This is a genomic window from Janthinobacterium fluminis (genome assembly GCF_028595325.1).
Classification (GTDB): Bacteria; Pseudomonadota; Gammaproteobacteria; order Burkholderiales; family Burkholderiaceae_D; genus Janthinobacterium; species Janthinobacterium fluminis.
On the sequence record NZ_JAQQXR010000009.1, the window covers coordinates 12,909 to 29,634 of the forward strand.

Here is a 16,726-nt window from a genome sequence, read left to right on the forward strand (position 1 = left end):
ACTCTTGCCTAAACTTCAATCCGACCGCGCGCCACCGGCAGCGCGGACGCTTCAAGGCTTCGATGTGCAAGACGATTCAAGCAGTACCCTGCCCTCCATCCGCAGCAAGATCGCGCAATTGCTGCTGGCCTGCACCGTGCCGGCCGCCCTCGGCTTTTGCGTGCTGGTGCAGCACTTTTACCAGCGCGAACGCGAGCAGATCAACAACGACGCGCTGCAAACGGCGCGGGCGCTGAGCGCCGCCGTCGAGCGCGACTTCGGCAACATCGAAACGGCCGCGCTGGCCCTGGCCGGCTCGCCGTCGCTGCGCAACGGCGATTTCGCCGCCTTCGAGGTCCAGGCCGCCGCGCTGCTGCGGCCGCAGTTCCCCGGCTTCGGCTTCGTCCTCAGCGACGCCTCCGGCCGCCAGTTCGTCAACACGACGCTGGCGCCGGGCCAGCCCTTTCCCCACTACGCCAACCGCGAGCGGCTGCGCCCCGTGTTCGCGCACGCCCGCAGCGTGCGCTCGAACCTGTTCATCGGCTCCGTGTCGAAGGTGCCGCTGCTGGCGCTCGACGTGCCGGTGCTGCGCGAGGGCAAGGTGGTCTACTCGCTGACCGTCGCGCTGCGCCCGGAGCGCCTGGGCCGCCTGCTGACCGAGCAGCATTTGCCGGCGCACCAACTGGTCTGCCTGCTGGACGCCAACGGCACCGTCGTCGCCCGCACGCAGTCGGCCCACAGCTTCGTCGGCCAGCCCGGCGCGCCGGAGGTGCGCGCCCACATGCGCGCGGGCGGCAACGGCGTCGTGCGCACCACCCTGCCCGACGGCACCCCCGTCTACGCCAGCATCAGCCGTTCGGCCGCCAGCGGCTGGACCGTCGCCATCGCCACGCCGCAGGCCCAGGTGCTGGCCGCCGTGCTGTCCTCCGTGGCCGGCCTGTCGGCCGCCGTCGCGCTGCTGCTGGCGGCCGGCTTCGCGCTGGCCTGGCTGCTGGGCCGGCGCATCCGCGCCGCGCTGACGGCGCTGACGGGGCTGGCCGAGGCGCTGGCGGCGGGCGCGCCGCCCCCGGCCGCCACCGGCTTGCGCGAGACGGCGGCGGCCGCCGCCGCCATCCGCGCGCTGGCGCAAGACATCCGCGAGCGCCAGCGCACCGAGGCCGCCTTCCGCGCCTCCAAGCAACTGCTCAAATCCATAGTCGAGAACATCCCGGCGATGATCTTCGTCAAGAGCGCCGACCAGTTGCGCTATGAAATGTTCAACCCCCACGGCGAGCTGACGCTGGGCCAGTTGCGCGAGGACATACTCGGCAAGACCGACCACGAGTGCTTCACGGCGGAGCGCGCCGACGCCTTCGTCGCCAGCGACCGCCACGTGCTCGCCACCGGCAATATGGTCGAAATGGAGGAGGAAGCCATTGCCGCCGTCGGCGGCGACAAGCGTTATTTCGCCACGCGCAAGGTGGTGCTGCGCAACGACAGCGGCGCCGCCACCCATGTGCTGGGCGTGTCGATCGACTTAACCGAGCGCAAGCGCGCCGAGGAAGTCTTGCGCGCCACCACCGAGCGCCTGCGGCAGAGCGAGCGCTTCATCCGCGCCGTCACGGACAAGCTGCCCGGCATGGTGTCCTACTGGGACGCGGCGCTGCGCTGCCGCTTCGCCAACCGCCTCTACGCCGACTGGCTGGGCAGCGACAGCGCCGCGCTGGACGGGCGCGCCCTGCCCGAGCTGCTGGGCGCCGAGCGCTTCGCCGCCTGCGCCGCCCAGGTCGACGGCGTGCTGGCCGGGCGCGCCCAGCGCTTCGAGCAAGACCTGCTGTGGCGCGACGGCGCGCTGCGCCACGTCTGGACCAATTTCATCCCCGACCTCGACGAACATGGCGCGGTGCGCGGCTTCTTTGTGCTGGCCTCCGACGTGTCCGAGCTCAAGCGCAGCGGCCAGCGCCTGCGCGAACTCAACGAAGAACTGGTGCGGGCGCGCGACAAGGCCGAGGCGGCCAGCGACGCCAAGGGCGCCTTCCTGGCCAATATGAGCCATGAAATCCGCACGCCGATGAACGCCATCATCGGCCTGGCGCGGCTGCTGGAGGAGGCGCCGCTGGCGCGCCGCGAACGCGGCCACGTGGCGAAGATCCAGATGGCCACGCAGGCCCTGCTGGCCGTCGTCAACGACGTGCTCGACTTCTCGAAGATCGAGGCGGGCCAGTTGACGCTGGAAACGGCGCCGTTCAGCCTCGAACAGGTGCTCAACAGCGTCGCCGTGCTGGCCGCCGGCAACGCCTGGGCCAAGGGCGTGGAGCCGGTCTTCGCCATCGCCGCCGACGTGCCGGCGCAACTGCTCGGCGACGCCATGCGCCTGCAGCAAATCCTGCTGAACCTGGTCGGCAACGCCGTCAAGTTCACCGAGCGCGGCGAGGTGCTGCTGTCGGTGCGCCTGGCGCGCCGCGACGGCGCCGGCGTGGCCCTGGCATTTTCCGTGCGCGACAGCGGCATCGGCATCAGCGCCGAGCAGCAGGCGCGCATCTTCGACGCCTTCACGCAGGGCGACAACAGCACCAGCCGCAAATACGGCGGCACCGGCCTGGGCCTGGCGATCTGCCGCCGCGTGGCCGGCCTGATGGGTGGCGCGATCGTCGTCGACAGCGCGCCGGGCAAAGGTTCCGACTTCCGTTTCTCCTGCCCCTTCGGCCTGCCCAGCGGCGCCGCCGCGCCCGCCGCCGCGGTGCCGCTGTTCGTCCTCGTCGTCGACGACAACGCCAGCGCCCGCGCCGCGCTGGCCGAGGCTTGCGCCGCCTTCGGCTGGCAAGTGTGGACGGCCGACGGCGGCGCCGCCGGCCTGGCGCTGCTGCGGCGCTGCGCCCGCGAGGGGCGCCGCCCCGACCTGCTGCTGCTCGACGGCGCCATGCCCGGCATGGACGGCGCGGCGATGCTGGCGGCGGCGCGCGCCGCGCCGCAACTGCCGCTGCCGCCGGTGCTGCTGCTGGCGCCCGGGCACGCCGGCGCCGCGCTGGAGCAGTCCGCCGCCAGCCTCGGCCTGGCCGGCGTGCTGGGCAAACCGGTGCTGCCGACGCCGCTCCGGGCCGCCGTCGAGGCCGCCGTCGGCCGGGCCGTGCCGGCGCCGGCCGCCCCGCCCAAGCCGCTGGCCGGCCGCCTGGCCGGGCTGCGCGTGCTGCTGGTCGAGGATCACGAAATCAACCAGGAAGTGGCCCACTTCATCCTGCGGCAATGCGGCGCCAGCGTCACCATCGCCGCCAACGGCAGCCTCGCCGTCGACCTGCTGGCGCGCGCGGCCGGGCAGTTCGACGTCGTGCTGATGGACCTGCAAATGCCCGTCATGAACGGCTACGACGCCACCGTGGCGATCCGCGCCATGGGGCTAGTCGCGCTGCCGGTGGTGGCGATGAGCGCCAACGCGATGGCCGAGGACCGCCGCCGCGCGCTGGCCATCGGCATGGACGCCCACCTCGCCAAGCCGATCGACGTCGACGAACTGATCGCCACGCTGACGGCGCTGGCGCCGCGCGCCGCGCCGGCCATCGCCGGCATCGACCTCGACACCGCCCTGCCGCGCTTCGGCGGCGACGCCGCCGCCCTGGTCGCCCTGCTCAAGCGCTTCGCACAGGCGCAGGGCGACGCGCCGGCCAAGGTGCGCGGCCTGCTGGCCGACGGCCAGCCCGAACTGGCGGCCCAGTTGCTGCACCGCGTGCGCGGCGTCGCCGCCAACCTGGGGGCGCACGCCGTGGCCGCGCACAGCGCGCGCGCCGAGGCCGCCCTGCGCGGCGGCGACACGGCCGCGCTGGCGGCGACGCTCGACACCCTCGAACAGGCGCTGGCCGTGGTGACCGCGGCGGCCCGCGCGGCGCCACTGCCGCCGCCGCGCGCCGCGACCGGGGCGGACGACTTGAAGGCGGCGCTGGCCGCACTGCTGGTCCTGGTGCAGCAACACAATCTGAAGGCGCTGGCGCAATGCCATGCCCTTCAGCCGGCGCTGGAACGGGCCGACCGCAACGCCGCGGCGGCCTTGGCCGAGGCCATCGACACACTCGACTTCGCCGGCGCGGAAACGCTGCTGCTGGCACTGTTGCAACGCAAGGAAAGCACATGAGCTGGACCGACCTGGCCGAAAATGGCCGCATCCTCATCGTCGACGACGCGATGGAAAACGTGCGGGTGCTGCAGCAGCTGCTGTGCGACGACCACGAACTGCTGTTCGCGCTCGACGGCGCCAAGGCCCTCGCCCTGGCCCGCGCGCAACGGCCCGACCTGATCCTGCTGGACGCCGTCATGCCCGGCATGGACGGTTACGCCGTCTGCGCGGCCCTGCGCGGCGCGCCCGAACTGTGCGGCATCCCCGTCATCTTCGTCACCGCGCTCAACGCCCCGGAAGACGAAACCCGCGCGCTGGAGGCCGGCGCCGTCGACTTCATCAGCAAACCGTTCAACGCGGCGGTGGTGCGGGCGCGCGTGCGCAGCCAGCTGACCATCAAACGCCAGGCCGACGCCCTGCGCGCGCTGTCGCTGACCGACGCCCTGACCGGCGTGGCGAACCGGCGCAGCTTCAACGCCAGCCTCGACAGCGAATGGCGGCGCTGCCAGCGCACCGGCCAGCCGCTGGCCGTCATCATGGTCGACATCGACCATTTCAAGGAATACAACGACCGCTACGGCCACCTGGCCGGCGACCTCTGCCTGCAACAGGTAGGCGCGGCGCTGAACGCCTGCCTGGCCCGTCCGCCCGACCTGCTGGCGCGCTACGGCGGCGAGGAATTCATCATTCTGCTGCCGCAGATCGACGCCGACGGCGCCGCCGTCGTGGCCGGACGCATGCTCGACGCCGTGCGCCGGCTGGGCGTCGCCCACGCCAACTCGACGGCCGCGGCCCATGTCACGGTCAGCCTCGGCGTGGCCGCCATGCTGCCGGAAGCCGACGGCGAGGCGGCCGCGCTGATACGCGCCGCCGACGCGCGCCTGTACCGCGCCAAAGCCGGCGGGCGCGACCGCTACTGCGCCCGCGACGGCGAATAAAAGGCCGTTCGCGGCGGTCGGAATGTTTGCATTTATGCTAGCATCACATGCTTCGCAATTTAACAAGTCAGAACAAGTCAGCCGCATGCGCCTCATCCCCACACTCTGGCAAACCGCCGGCCTGGCCTTGTTGCCCCTGGCGGCGCACGCGGCGGCCGTTGACGTGCGGATTCGCCTGTCGGCGCCCGACGCGCTGGAGATCAGTTACACGCTGCCGCCACAGTGCCGCGAACTGCCCTTCCTGAAAAACGGCAGGGACGGCCAATGGCGCGCCAGTTGGCAGGCGCTCGACGACTGCGGCGCGGCTAGCGGCGACACGCTCAGCCGCAGCGGGGACGCCTGCCCGGCGCTGCGCTTCCGCGTGCCGGCCAGCGCCGCCTTCACCGGCTACCCCGGCGCCCTGCCTATCGACGGCGGCATCTACGTCCACACCAGCAACTACGCGCTCGGCGACGGCTGCGGTGAGGTCGCCTACCGCTTCCTGGCGCCAGGCATCGCCAGCGCCGGCCGCGCCCACCAGGGCGCCGCAGCCGCCGAGGCGGGCGGCGATACGGCGGCCCTGCTGCTGCGCGTGCCGCTGGCGCCGGGGTCCGGCCCCCTGCGCCACTTCGATGCCCGCCTCTCCGCCGAGACCGTCGCCCAGATCCGCACAGTGGCGGACGGCACCGTGTCCTTTCTGCGCGCGGCCATGCCGGACGCCGTGTACCGCCCGCCCATTCTGGCCGCCACCTGGGCCAGCGAGCCGGGTGGCCCGCGGGTGGGCGGCAGCGCCAGCGACGTGCTGCTGCTGACCCTCTACAACTGGCCGGACCAGCCCGGTCCGGACGAACGGCGCCAACTGACGCTGCTGACGGCGCATGAATTCAGCCACCGTTTCCAGATGCGCGACGCCGTCGACGGCTATCCCGACAGCCGCCTGATCCACGAGGGCGGCGGCGAATTCCTGCGCTGGATAAGCTCGCTGCAACAGGGCTGGTTGACGCCCGAGCAGGCGGCCGGGGACCTCGACAACGCGCTGGCTCAGTGCATGCTCTACACCGAAGGGAAAAGCTGGCGTGCCCTGTCGCCCCGCGCCATCGGCGCCAACCGCCTCGAATACCATTGCGGCCTGCCCGCCTACGTGTACGCCCTGGCCGCGCGCCAGGGCAAAGGCAGCGCGCTGGCGCGCGTCAACGACTTCTACAAGGCGCTCAGGCAGGGCAAGACACCGGACTTCGGCCACGCGCTCGAATGCGCCGGCGCCCCGCAATGCCAGGCCCGCTGGTTGCCGCAATTGCTGGGCGCGGATGCACCGATGGATGCGCAGTGGCGCGCGCTGCTGCGAACCAGCGGCCTGGCGACGGCGCGCCCGGCCACCGGGGAGCAGCGCGACGCGATGATGCTCAAGGCCCTGGGCAAGCTGATGGCGGAAGATTGCGCCGGCCGCAGCAGCATGACCCCGATGCGCGATGGCGTCCTGCTCGATGGCATGAGTGTCTGCAAAACCATGCGCAGCGACGCCGACGTGCGGCGGATCGAAACGCTGCCCGTATTTGGCGACGCGCAGGCGCTGCCCGCGATGGCCGCAGCCTGCGCCGCACGCCATGAAGTCAGGCTCGGCATGAAAAACGGCGACACCCTGGCCGTTCCCTGCTCCACACCCTATCTGGCGAACCGGGAGTTCTACGGCGTTGACATGGAAAAGGTGCTGGCCAGGCTGCTGAACGAATGAACAATCAAGAACCGTTTCCATCTTGCCACCCACAGGAACACCATGCAAAAAATTGACTTCAAGAAGCAGCTTAAACATCTGTACCAGCCGCCGGTGGGGCAAATCGTCGAGGTCGACGTGCCCGAATTGTCCTATCTGATGATCGACGGCGCGGGCGACCCCAACACCTCGCCCGGCTACGCGCCGGCGGTCGAGGCCCTGTACGGGCTTTCCTACACACTGAAATTCATGCTGAAAAAAGGGCCGCAGGCGATCGACTACGCCGTCATGCCGCTGGAGGGGCTGTGGTGGGCCGATGACATGGCCAGCTTCACCACGCTCGACAAAAGCAACTGGAAGTGGACATTGATGATCATGCAGCCGCCCTTCATCAGCGCCGCGCTGGTCGAGGAAGCCAGCGCCGCGCTGAAAAAGAAGAAAAATCCCGCCGCCCTGGTCGAGGTGCGTTTCGCAGCGCTGAACGAAGGCAAGGTGGCGCAAACCATGCACATCGGGCCGTTTTCCGAGGAAGGGCCGACCATAGAGCGGCTGCACCAGTTCATCGCCGACGGCGGCCGCCAACGTTCCGGCAAACACCACGAAATCTACCTGAGCGACATCCGCAGAGCCGACCCGAAGAACTGGAAAACCGTGATCCGCCACCCTATCGCCGAGTAAAACCGCTCAAGCCTTGAACACCTCTTCCAGCGTCGCGGCGCCGACAAAGGCGTCGGACCATGCAAGCAACTGCGCCGCCGTACCTTGCGCAAGGCGTTGCTCTATCGGCGCCGGCAAGGCGCCGAAGCGCCGCTTCAACAACTGCGTCAAGAGCAGCAATTGCCCTTCGCGCAAGCCTTCCTGATGCCCTTCCCGATGTCCTTCCTGGCGCCCCTCCTGACGTCCTTGCTTGCGGCCGTCGTCCCGGGCAATGCGTTCAAACGATGAGATGTAAGGCATAACGCGGCTCCTTTCCATTTCCCCGATGCGCTGCCTGAGCTGCCGCTCCAGCGGCATGGGCAGGCGCATCATCCAGTCGATCACCATCAACAAATCAATGATAGCCTGCCTGTCCCATTGGCGCTGAAGCAGTAGTGTGAGCAAGCGCCACTTCTCGGCGGCGCGCCGCTGCGTATCGCCTTTGGTTTGGCGCGCCGACAGGTGGGCCGCGGTGAGCAGCGCGAAGGGATTGGGGTCGTCCGGCAACTGTTCGAGGCGGCCGGCGAAGTCGCTCAGTTTGACGACGGGAAACGTGATGCCCATCCGGCAGCCGAGCCGCTGGTAGGCGTAGCCATCGGGCCGCCAGCCGGCGCTGTCGTCGGCCAGCAGCGCCAGACTGGCGACGGGCTGGCGGTAGTGGTCGAAAATGCGGTAGTTGTAGACGAACATGCGCTCGGCGAAGCCCGGGTCGCGCCGCCCCTGCACCTCCAGATGCAGCAACAGCCATTGCGCACTGCCGTCGCGCAAGGTCAGCCGCACCAGTTTGTCGGCCAGGCGCTTGCCCAGCGCGGCGTCGCGCGCCACCTGGGCCAGTTCCTGCTCAAGAAAAACATGGCCGCGGGACCAGTCGATCTCCGCGTGGGCCTGCGGAAAATAGAATGCCATGAACGCGGGGAAATACCGCGTCACGGCATCTTTCCAGGGCGTGTCGTAATCGTCGCGGGGCGTGGCCATGGCCCAGTGTAGCAAGACGGCCGGGCGGCGCCGCCGACTGGCGCAAAGCCAAGGCGGCGGAAGTCAAGGCATGCCCGGCGCCGCCGGCCTTGCTCAGGGATAGCGGCGCATCAGGAATTCGGCCACGCAAACGGGCTTGTCGCCGCCCTCGCGCTCGATCGCCACGCCCCAGTCGATTTGCGCGCCGTCGGCCAGGTCCTGCACCGCCAGTATCGTCAGGCGCGCGCGCAGGCGGCTGCCGACCGGCACCGGCGCCGGAAAGCGCACCTTGTTCAAGCCGTAGTTGATGGCCATGCCGACGTCGACCAGGCGCAGCGCGTTCTGCAACATCGCCGGCACCATTGCCAGCGTCAGGAAGCCGTGCGCGACCGTCGTGCCGTAAGGCGATTCGCGCCGGCAGCGTTCCGCGTCGACGTGTATCCACTGGTGGTCGTTGGTGGCGTCGGCGAAGGTGTCGATGCGCTGTTGCGTGATCTCGACCCAGTCCGACAAGGCCACCTCCTGCCCGACCAGGGCCCTGGTTTCAGCCAGGTCGGCGATCTCACGCACGGCCGGCCTCCGCCTCGGGACGGCGGCGGAACATGCCCATGCCCTCGACCGTGGCGACCACTTCGCCGTGCTGGTTGCTGGCCTGCCACAGCGAGACGACGACGCCGCGGTCCGGCTTGGACGTCGACGGCCGCACTTCCTTGGTGATGTAGGCGACGCTGAGGGTGTCGCCGGCGCGCACCGGCTTGATCCAGCGCACGCAGTCGAGGCCGGGCGAACCCATGCTCGACGACGCCCCCAGCACGCCGTCAACGACCATGCGCATCATCATGCTGCAGGTGTGCCAGCCGCTGGCGATGACGCCGCCGAAGATCGACTGCGCCGCCGCCTCGTGGTCGATGTGGAAAGGCTGCGGGTCGAACTGGCTGGCGAAGGCGATGATCTCCTCCTCCGTCACGAGGCGGCTGCCGACGTCGATCTGCTGGCCGACAAAGAAATCCTCGAAATACATGTGGCGTTGACTGGTCATGTGTGGTTTTCCGCGCCTTCAGGCGCCCTGTTGAAAGCCCGGCTGGGCGATGAAACGCTGCAGATGGTGGTCGGCGTCGCCCAGGGTCAGCTCGATCGCCGTCAGGCGCTTGAAGTGGTGGGCGGCTGGCAGCTCGTCGGTCACGCCCATGCCGCCGTGCAGCTGCACGGCCTGCTGGCCGACGAACTTCAGCGCCTGGCCGACGCGCGCCTTGGCCGCCGACACGACGCGGCGGCGCTCCACCGCATCGTCCGAGGCCACCTTGACGGCGGCCAGCAGCGCCATCGAACGGGCCTGCTCCAGGTGGATGAACATGTCGGCCATGCGGTGCTGCAGCGCCTGGAACTTGCCGATCGGCGCGCCGAACTGCGTGCGCGTCTTCAGGTACTCCAGCGTCACGGCGAACAGCGCATCCATCGCGCCGACGGCCTCGGCGCACAGCAGCGTGGCGCCGTAGTCGGCCGCCGCGTCGAGGATGTCCCAGCCGGCGCCGGCGCCGCCGAGCAGGCTGGCCGCCGGCAGCGCCACGCCGGAGAACGTCACGGTGGCGGCGCGCTGGCCGTCGATCGTGCGGTAGTCGCGCACGCCGACGCCGGGCGCGTCGGCCGGCACGACGAACAGCGAAATGCCGGCCGTGTCGCGCTGGCCGCCGCCGCTGCGCGCCGAGACGATCAGGGCGCCGGCCTGGGCGCCGTGGACGACGACGCTCTTCGTGCCGTCGAGGCGATAGCCGGCGCCGTCCGGCGTGGCGCGGGTGGCGATGTCGAACAGCTCGTGGCCGGCCTGGCGCTCGCCCAGCGCGCAGGCCAGCTTCAGCGTGCCGCCGGCGACCCGCTCCAGCAAGGCCGCGTGGCCGCCGGCCAGGCGCAGGAACTCGGCGCCCAGCACCGTCGCCAGGTAGGGCTCGACGACGAGGCCGCGGCCCAGCTCCTGCATCACCAGCAGCATGTCGACGGCGCTGCCGCTGAAGCCGCCCTGCGCCTCCGGCACCGGCAGCGCCGTCATGCCCAGCTCGGCCAGCGTGGCCCAGGCGGCCTCGCTGACGCCGGCGGCGGAATGGATGATCTGCCGGCGCGCCTCGAAGGCGTAATCCTTATCGACCCAGCGGCGCAGCGCGTCGGCGAATTGCTGTTGCTCTTGCGTGAAAGTGAAATCCATGTCGTCCCCTCACAGGCCCAGAATCATCTGGGTAATGATATTTTTCTGAATCTCGTTCGAGCCGCCGTAAATCGAGGTCTTGCGGTAATTGAAGTAATAGGCGGCCAGCGGCGCGGCGGCATCGTCGCCGGCGGCGCTGTGCGCGGCGGCGCCGTGCAGATACGCCGGATCGAAAGGCAGCCCCTGCGGGCCGGCCGCCTCCAGCATCAGCTCGGTGAGCTGCTGCTGGATCTCCGAGCCGCGCACCTTCAGCATCGACGCCTGCGGCCCCGGCCCCTTGTCCTCCCCGGCGATCACGCGCAACACCGTCATCTCCAGCGCCATCAACTCGATTTCCAGCGTGGCCACCTTGGCGGCGAACAGCGGATCGTCGAGCAGCGGCTTGCCGTGCTTCGGCCGCGCCATCGCCAGCTCCTTCAACAACAGCAGCTCGCGGCGCGAGCGGCCGACGGCGGCGATGCCGGTGCGCTCGTGTCCGAGCAAATACTTGGCGTAAGTCCAGCCGCGGTTCTCCTGGCCCACCAGATTCTGCACCGGCACCCTGACATTATCGAAGAACACCTCATTGACCTCATGGTCCTCGTCGAGCATGATGATCGGCCGCACGGTGATGCCCGGCGTGCGCATATCGATCAACAGGAAAGAGATGCCCTCCTGCTTGCGCACGCCGCCATCGGTGCGCACCAGGCAGAAAATCATGTCGGCGTGCTGGCCCAGCGTGGTCCAGGTCTTCTGGCCGTTGACGACATAGACGTCGCCGTCGCGCTCGGCCGTCGTCTTCAGCGAGGCCAGGTCGGAGCCGGCGCCCGGCTCGGAGTAACCCTGGCACCACCAATCCTCGCAACTGAGAATGCGCGGCAAATAATACGCCTTCTGCGCGTCGTTGCCGAACGCCATGATGACCGGCGCCACCATATTGATGCCGAAGGGCAGGATGGGCGGCGTGCCGGCGCGGGCGCATTCATCTTCCCATATATGCCGCTGCACCGCGTTCCAGCCGGTGCCGCCGTACTCGACCGGCCAGCCTGGCGCGGCCCAACCCTGGCCGGCGACAATCCGGTGCCAGCGCACGATATCGTCTTTCGACAAACGCAAATGCCGGCGCACCTTTTGCTGCAACTGCGCCGGCAAATTGGCATCGAGGAAGGCGCGCACCGTATCGCGGAACGCCGCATCCTCGGCGGTATAGTTCAAATCCATGCTGTCTCCTTTTTTTATTGCCATCCAAAAAAGCACGACCGTTCACAAGGATTGTACCGCAAAAAAAACCGCGCGAATGACGTAAACAAAAAAACATCGGGGTCGGCCCCGGTCTGTTCCCTGAAGCGGGCAACAGACCGGGGCCGACCCCGATGCGGCGATGCGCCGGAACCTTCCTACTTGGCGGTCACGACGATGTTCATGCCCTTGCTGGCGCTCTGCCCGCGTGAATCGGTCACCTTCAGCACGGCCTCGAAGGTGCCCACTTTCGTGTAACTGTGGCTGGCGTTGACGCCGCTGGCGCCCGCCGTGCCGTCGCCGAAGCTCCACTGGTAGGACGCGATCTGCGCGCCGCTGGCCGTCGAGGCGGCGCCGCTGAAGCTCACCGCCAAGGCCGCCTTACCGGCGCTGACGCTGGCCTTGGGTGCGGCCACCGGCGGCGCGAAGACCACCAGCGCCGCCGTGCCGGCGATGCTGTACTGGCCAATGCTGCCATAGTTGCTGTAACCGGTCTTCAGCGGCTCGCCGTAGCCGGCCCCTTTGACGCTCAGGTAATAGGTGCCGGCCTGCGCCAGATTGACGCTGAGGCTGGCGTTCAGCTCGGCCGTCGGGTTCGCGCTGGCCAGCAGTTTGCCGCTGGCGTCGAACAGTTGCAGCGCGATATCGACGTTGGCGCCCAGCGCGGCCGCAGTCGCCTTCAGATTCAGCGCGCCGGCGCCGGCCACGAAGCTGAACATATCGGTGTCGCCCGGCGCCTCGATGACGCCGGCGGCGCTCAGATTGGACAGGCCATTGGCGCTCTTGCCCAGCAGCGCCGTCGCCGTTGCCAGGGTGTTGCCGTGGTCGTCGGCGCGCGGCTTGAGACCTTGACGCGCCATCACCGCATAGGCATCTTCCTTGTTGTTGGCGCCGCTGTACTCACCCTTCGACCACTGCGTCAGGTTCTTGTAGTAGCTCACGCCCATGATGGGCGCCCAGCCGGTGACGCCGTCGCCCTGCCCGCCGTAATAGGCGCCGGCGGCGCTGCCCTGGTGCTGCAGGCCCAGCGTGTGGCCGGCCTCGTGGGCGACGCATTCGCCGATCGGCTTTTCACTATTGGCCAGGTTATTCGGGAAGCAAAACGCCGGCGCCGCGTTGGCGGCGAATTTGGCGAAGGAATTCAGGTAGGCATAGCCGCCCGCCCCGCTCGATTGCGGCGTGATCAGCACGGTCGCGCCGATCTTGCCCAACGTGACGGCCGGCGCCTCGGTGGTGACGTCGACGTCGAACGCCGCGTAGTCTTCGGCCACGCGCTGCCACACTTTCTGGATCAGCAGGCGCTCGGCGTCGCTGAAGGTCGCGGGCACGCCGTCGAGCGAGAACGCGGGGTAGTTGCCTTGGCCGTTGAAGTCCAGGAAGAGCACGCGGGTGGAGTCGGGCCTGGTGTGCAGCTTGAAGGTCTGATCGAGCGGAAACGGCGTCGCCGTCGTCGTGCCCGTGGCCGTCGCGCCGGCGATGGCGCCGGCGGCCGTCGCGCCGCTGCCTTCGTCGATGTGGACGATGCGGCCTTTGCGGTCCAGATGCACGCTGGGGTCCGTGAGCAGCAATTGGCTCAGCGCCTGCGTCGTCATGCCATACCAGCTGGCGACGGGAGCCAGGTCGGCGCCCAGCAGGTCGATGGCACGCTGGCCGGACGAGAACTCGGCCAGCTGGATGCGCGCGAACGGCGCGTTGTCGGTTGAGCCTGCGGCGCTGACTGGCACGAAGTCGGCCGGCATTTCCATTTTTTCATAGACGGCCAGGGTCGCCTTGCGCAGCGCCAGCGCCTGCGCCGATTCCACGCCGGCCTGCGCCTCTTGCCGGGCCGGCGCGGCGGCGTCCGGCGCGGCAAATGGCGACAGTGCCTGCGTCGCTGCAAGGCCGGCGCGCGGCGGCGCGGCGGCCGGCGCGGTTGGCGCCGCAGCCAGCGGCGCGGCGGCGCCCGCCGGCTCGGCCGGGCCGGCCAGCGCCAGCACGCCTGCGCCGGCAAGAACAGCCACGGCGCCGGCAAGAACATAGACGCCGGCGCGGCCGCCGCGTTTGTCATTGGAAGGTTGATGCGGGTGATGCTTGTTCATCGCGGTTTCTCCACTGCTCGATTGATAGGAATAGACAACTCAAGCGCGGCGGCGCTTCAGGCGGCGGAGAAAGGGGCGAGGGGGTGCGTTGTGTGCATATTGGATCTCCTTTGTCGCTTCGTAAACAAAGGGCTGCGCGGTCGCTGCGGAGCGTCTTGCTCCGGCATCGGTAACCCCGCTACCATGATCCGCGATGGATGTTAGGCCGGAGGCTTTGCGTCCTTGCCTTTCAGCAAGATTGCCCGGGTCCAGTATTGTTGAGACGTTGCCGGTAGTCAAGTTTTTTTGACTAACGGTTGTCGCATCGCAACGTCGTGGACCGGGCCGAGAAGCTTACTCGATGGCCAACGCCAGGTCGCGCCCGGCCAGCGCCACGTTGCCGGCGTAGTCGGCCGCCAGAATCCGCAGCACATACCGGCCCGGCGCCAGCGCGGCGATGTGCCACGCGCCGGGGCCGACCCGGCCGTCCGCCAAGGTGTTGTTGACGTCATACAGGAAGCGCGTCGTCGCGTTGCCGTGCACGGTGATGCCGCTGCTGGCCGCGTAGACCAGCTTGACGGCGTCGCGGCTGGCCGGCAGGCGGTCGTAGACCTGGGTGACGACGGGTTGCTCGAAGCCGGGCGCCGGGCTGCCGTCGGCGCGCAGCAACTGGTAGCCCAGCTTGTACAGGCCGAGGCGGCGGCGCGCCTGGTTGCCGTCCATCTGGTCGTAGGCGTCGACGACGATGCGCACCTGCTGCAGCGCGCGCGCCAGCCGCAATGGCGCGCCGCGCCGCGCCACCAACTTCTGCCCGGCCGCGTCGTACAGCGCGATGTCGGCGATGTGCGGCGCCACCGTGTCGCGCAGGCCGGCGAAAGACAGGCTCAGGGGATTCACCTCGCCGCCGTCGCGCCGGTAATCGAGGTGGACATGGGCCATGCGGTTGACGCTGCCGACGGTGTCGCCGACCTTGAAACGGGCGCCGCGCTGCACCCGCACCCGCTCCGGCTTGCCGGCGGCGTCGTTGAGCACACAGAAGCGGGCGTCGAACGGCCGGTCCTGCGCGCCGCGGCCCACCCGCATATGGATATAGGACAGGCCGTCGATGCTGAAGCCCTCGTTCAATTCACCATAGCCCCAGTTCGCCAGCGGATGGCTGACCTTGCCCGCGGCAATCGCCAGCACCGGCGTGCCGACGCCGGCCTGAATATCCAGGCCGCTGTGAAAATGGTCGCGGCTCTCGCCGCTGAAATTGCCGCGCACCTCGCCCATCAAACCGACCACCTCGTGCGGCCGGTCCTGCGGCTTGAGCGGCCACAGCATTGGCGTCGCCGGCGCTGGCGCCACGGCCCGCGGCTTGAGCGCCGGCGCCGCCGTGCCGGGCGCGGCGGCGGCCAGACGCCGCAACTGCGCCGTGCCGGCGTCGGCGACATACAGCGCGCCGTCGCGGGCCAAGGCGATGCCGCGCGCCTGCGACAAGCGCACCGAGCCGTCGCCATTGCCCGGCGACGCGGGCCGGTCGATGTCCTTCAGCGCCAGCAACTGCCCCTCCGGCGACAACTGCAGCACGCGCCCGTACACCCCGCTGCTCACATACAAGAAACCGTCGTGCGCCAGCGCCAGCCCCATCGGCCGGCGCGGCACCCCGTCACGCTCGCCCGGCGTCGCCCGCACCAGCGTGCTCACCAAGCCATCCCGCCCCAGCTTGCGAATCGCATCATTACCCGTGTCGGCAATAAATATCTGGCCGGCCGCGTCCACGGCCAGCGCGCACGGCGTATCGAACTGGGCAGCCAGGGCCGCGCCATCGCCCTCCCCCGGCTGGCCGTTGCCGGCCACCGTGCTGACCTGGCCGTCCGGCGCCACGCGCCGTATGCTGTCATTGTAGGCGTCGGCCACATACACGGCGCCGTCCGGACCGACGGCGACGCCGAGGGGGCCGTTGAACTGCGCCGCGCGCCCCCTGCCGTCGCGGAAACCGGCGCCGCCGCCGCCCGCCAGCGTCGTCACCGTGCCGTCCGGCGCCACTTTGCGGATCGCGTGGTTGCCGGTGTCGGCCACATACAGATTGCCGGCGGCGTCGAGCGCGACGCCGGACGGTGTATGGAAGGCCGCCGCCGCGCCCACGCCGTCGGCATAACCCTCGCGCCCGCCAGCCAGCGTCGCCACGACGCCGTCGGCACCCAGCTTGCGGATGCGGTTGTTGTCGCCGCCCTCGGCAACATAGGCGTTGCCCGCCGCGTCGATGGCCAGCCCGAAGGGATCGGCAAAGCGAGCCTGGCCCGCCGGCCCGTCCTGCGCGCCGACGACGCCGTCACCGGCCAGCGTGGACACGCGCGCCGGCCAGTCAACCACCGTGGCCGGCCCGACCGGCTTGCCCCCCGGCACGGCCAAGGCATGGCTGGAACCAGACTGCAGATAGACAAAACCGGCGCCGGCGCCAAGTAGGGCCACGGCGACCAGCGCCAGCCGGGTGGAAGTGAGAGACATGGGGGCTAGCCTTGCTGTTAATTTAAAGAAACGGCAGCTTAACCGATAAACATTGGTTAAACAACATCAGGCAAGGCAAAAAAAACCCGCCAAGGAGGCGGGTTGAATCTATTTTCTTGGAGGAGAATAGAGGAGACAGACGCAGTATGCCGCGCCGCCACCTGCAAATCCACTTTATATCTATGATGACAGCAATAGGGAAATCGCATATCTCTACAAAAGCTGCCGGCGACGCAAAACAATCTTGACATGCTCTTTTTTAAAAGCGCAGATGCCTGGATGTGTTGAGCCGGCCGCGATCCATTTTATCCGCGCGCAAAAATACAGTTATACGCAATGCAACAATTGAGAATAAACTTTTAATCCCTATTGCGGCGCCAAATTCCGGACAAAAAAAAGCCCGCTGCGGGAGCGGGCTGAATC

11 protein-coding genes and 1 riboswitch are annotated in these 16,726 nt (G+C 69.0%); of the genes, 4 read left to right on the forward strand and 7 right to left on the reverse strand.

Translation table 11 applies throughout. The features are described from left to right. Positions 1–64: 64 nt before the first annotated feature. The 4 genes from OIK44_RS20030 (at position 65) to OIK44_RS20045 (ending at position 7,369) form a co-directional block, all read left to right on the forward strand. Positions 65–4,081: a response regulator gene (locus tag OIK44_RS20030; protein WP_273673327.1), complete on the forward strand. Its 4,017-nt coding sequence runs from the start codon at positions 65–67 to the stop codon at positions 4,079–4,081. Next, on the forward strand, positions 4,078–5,001 hold the full coding sequence (locus OIK44_RS20035) for a diguanylate cyclase domain-containing protein (protein WP_273673329.1): 924 nt from the start codon (positions 4,078–4,080) through the stop codon (positions 4,999–5,001). Before OIK44_RS20030 ends, OIK44_RS20035 begins: the two co-directional genes overlap by 4 nt. Before the next feature lie 85 nt (positions 5,002–5,086). Next, positions 5,087–6,712, forward strand: coding sequence for a hypothetical protein (locus tag OIK44_RS20040; protein ID WP_273673331.1), 1,626 nt, complete (start codon positions 5,087–5,089; stop codon positions 6,710–6,712). Between the two features lie 42 nt (positions 6,713–6,754). Continuing rightward, on the forward strand, positions 6,755–7,369 hold the full coding sequence (locus OIK44_RS20045; protein ID WP_273673332.1) for a GyrI-like domain-containing protein: 615 nt from the start codon (positions 6,755–6,757) through the stop codon (positions 7,367–7,369). 6 nt (positions 7,370–7,375) lie between these two features. Here OIK44_RS20045 and OIK44_RS20050 read toward each other — a convergent pair whose 3' ends face one another. From OIK44_RS20050 to OIK44_RS20080, 7 genes are all read right to left on the reverse strand, one after another. After that, a complete protein-coding gene (locus OIK44_RS20050) occupies positions 7,376–8,362 on the reverse strand; it encodes an RpnC/YadD family protein (RefSeq protein ID WP_273673334.1) in 987 nt (328 codons plus the stop codon). Positions 8,363–8,455: 93 nt separating this feature from the next. Beyond that, positions 8,456–8,911, reverse strand: coding sequence for a MaoC family dehydratase (locus OIK44_RS20055; RefSeq protein ID WP_273673336.1), 456 nt, complete (start codon positions 8,909–8,911; stop codon positions 8,456–8,458). After that, complete coding sequence (locus OIK44_RS20060; RefSeq protein WP_273673338.1) at positions 8,904–9,380, reverse strand: MaoC family dehydratase; 477 nt, start codon at positions 9,378–9,380, stop codon at positions 8,904–8,906. Before OIK44_RS20060 ends, OIK44_RS20055 begins: the two co-directional genes overlap by 8 nt. An 18-nt stretch (positions 9,381–9,398) precedes the next feature. Further along, positions 9,399–10,538: an acyl-CoA dehydrogenase family protein gene (locus OIK44_RS20065; RefSeq protein ID WP_273673340.1), complete on the reverse strand. Its 1,140-nt coding sequence runs from the start codon at positions 10,536–10,538 to the stop codon at positions 9,399–9,401. A gap of 9 nt (positions 10,539–10,547) precedes the next feature. Next, positions 10,548–11,738 carry an acyl-CoA dehydrogenase family protein gene (locus OIK44_RS20070; protein ID WP_273673342.1) on the reverse strand — a complete coding sequence of 397 codons (1,191 nt, stop codon included), beginning with the start codon at positions 11,736–11,738 and terminating at the stop codon, positions 10,548–10,550. A 176-nt stretch (positions 11,739–11,914) separates the two neighbouring features. After that, positions 11,915–13,834, reverse strand: coding sequence for a PKD domain-containing protein (locus OIK44_RS20075; RefSeq protein ID WP_273673344.1), 1,920 nt, complete (start codon positions 13,832–13,834; stop codon positions 11,915–11,917). 165 nt (positions 13,835–13,999) lie between these two features. Continuing rightward, positions 14,000–14,087, reverse strand: a riboswitch (cyclic di-GMP riboswitch). An 80-nt stretch (positions 14,088–14,167) separates the two neighbouring features. After that, positions 14,168–16,303: a gluconolaconase gene (locus tag OIK44_RS20080; protein WP_273673346.1), complete on the reverse strand. Its 2,136-nt coding sequence runs from the start codon at positions 16,301–16,303 to the stop codon at positions 14,168–14,170. Between the last annotated feature and the right edge of the window lie 423 nt (positions 16,304–16,726).

What these genes read in the sequence shown, in the direction of transcription:
- OIK44_RS20040 (WP_273673331.1), top strand. Translation starts at nt 5,087, where the DNA reads ATGCGCCTCATCCCCACACTCTGGCAAACCGCCGGCCTGGCCTTGTTG.
- OIK44_RS20050 (WP_273673334.1), bottom strand. Translation starts at nt 8,362, where the DNA reads ATGGCCACGCCCCGCGACGATTACGACACGCCCTGGAAAGATGCCGTG.
- OIK44_RS20075 (WP_273673344.1), bottom strand. Translation starts at nt 13,834, where the DNA reads ATGAACAAGCATCACCCGCATCAACCTTCCAATGACAAACGCGGCGGC.
- OIK44_RS20080 (WP_273673346.1), bottom strand. Translation starts at nt 16,303, where the DNA reads ATGTCTCTCACTTCCACCCGGCTGGCGCTGGTCGCCGTGGCCCTACTT.
- OIK44_RS20070 (WP_273673342.1), bottom strand. Translation starts at nt 11,738, where the DNA reads ATGGATTTGAACTATACCGCCGAGGATGCGGCGTTCCGCGATACGGTG.
- OIK44_RS20065 (WP_273673340.1), bottom strand. Translation starts at nt 10,538, where the DNA reads ATGGATTTCACTTTCACGCAAGAGCAACAGCAATTCGCCGACGCGCTG.
- OIK44_RS20045 (WP_273673332.1), top strand. Translation starts at nt 6,755, where the DNA reads ATGCAAAAAATTGACTTCAAGAAGCAGCTTAAACATCTGTACCAGCCG.
- OIK44_RS20035 (WP_273673329.1), top strand. Translation starts at nt 4,078, where the DNA reads ATGAGCTGGACCGACCTGGCCGAAAATGGCCGCATCCTCATCGTCGAC.
- OIK44_RS20060 (WP_273673338.1), bottom strand. Translation starts at nt 9,380, where the DNA reads ATGACCAGTCAACGCCACATGTATTTCGAGGATTTCTTTGTCGGCCAG.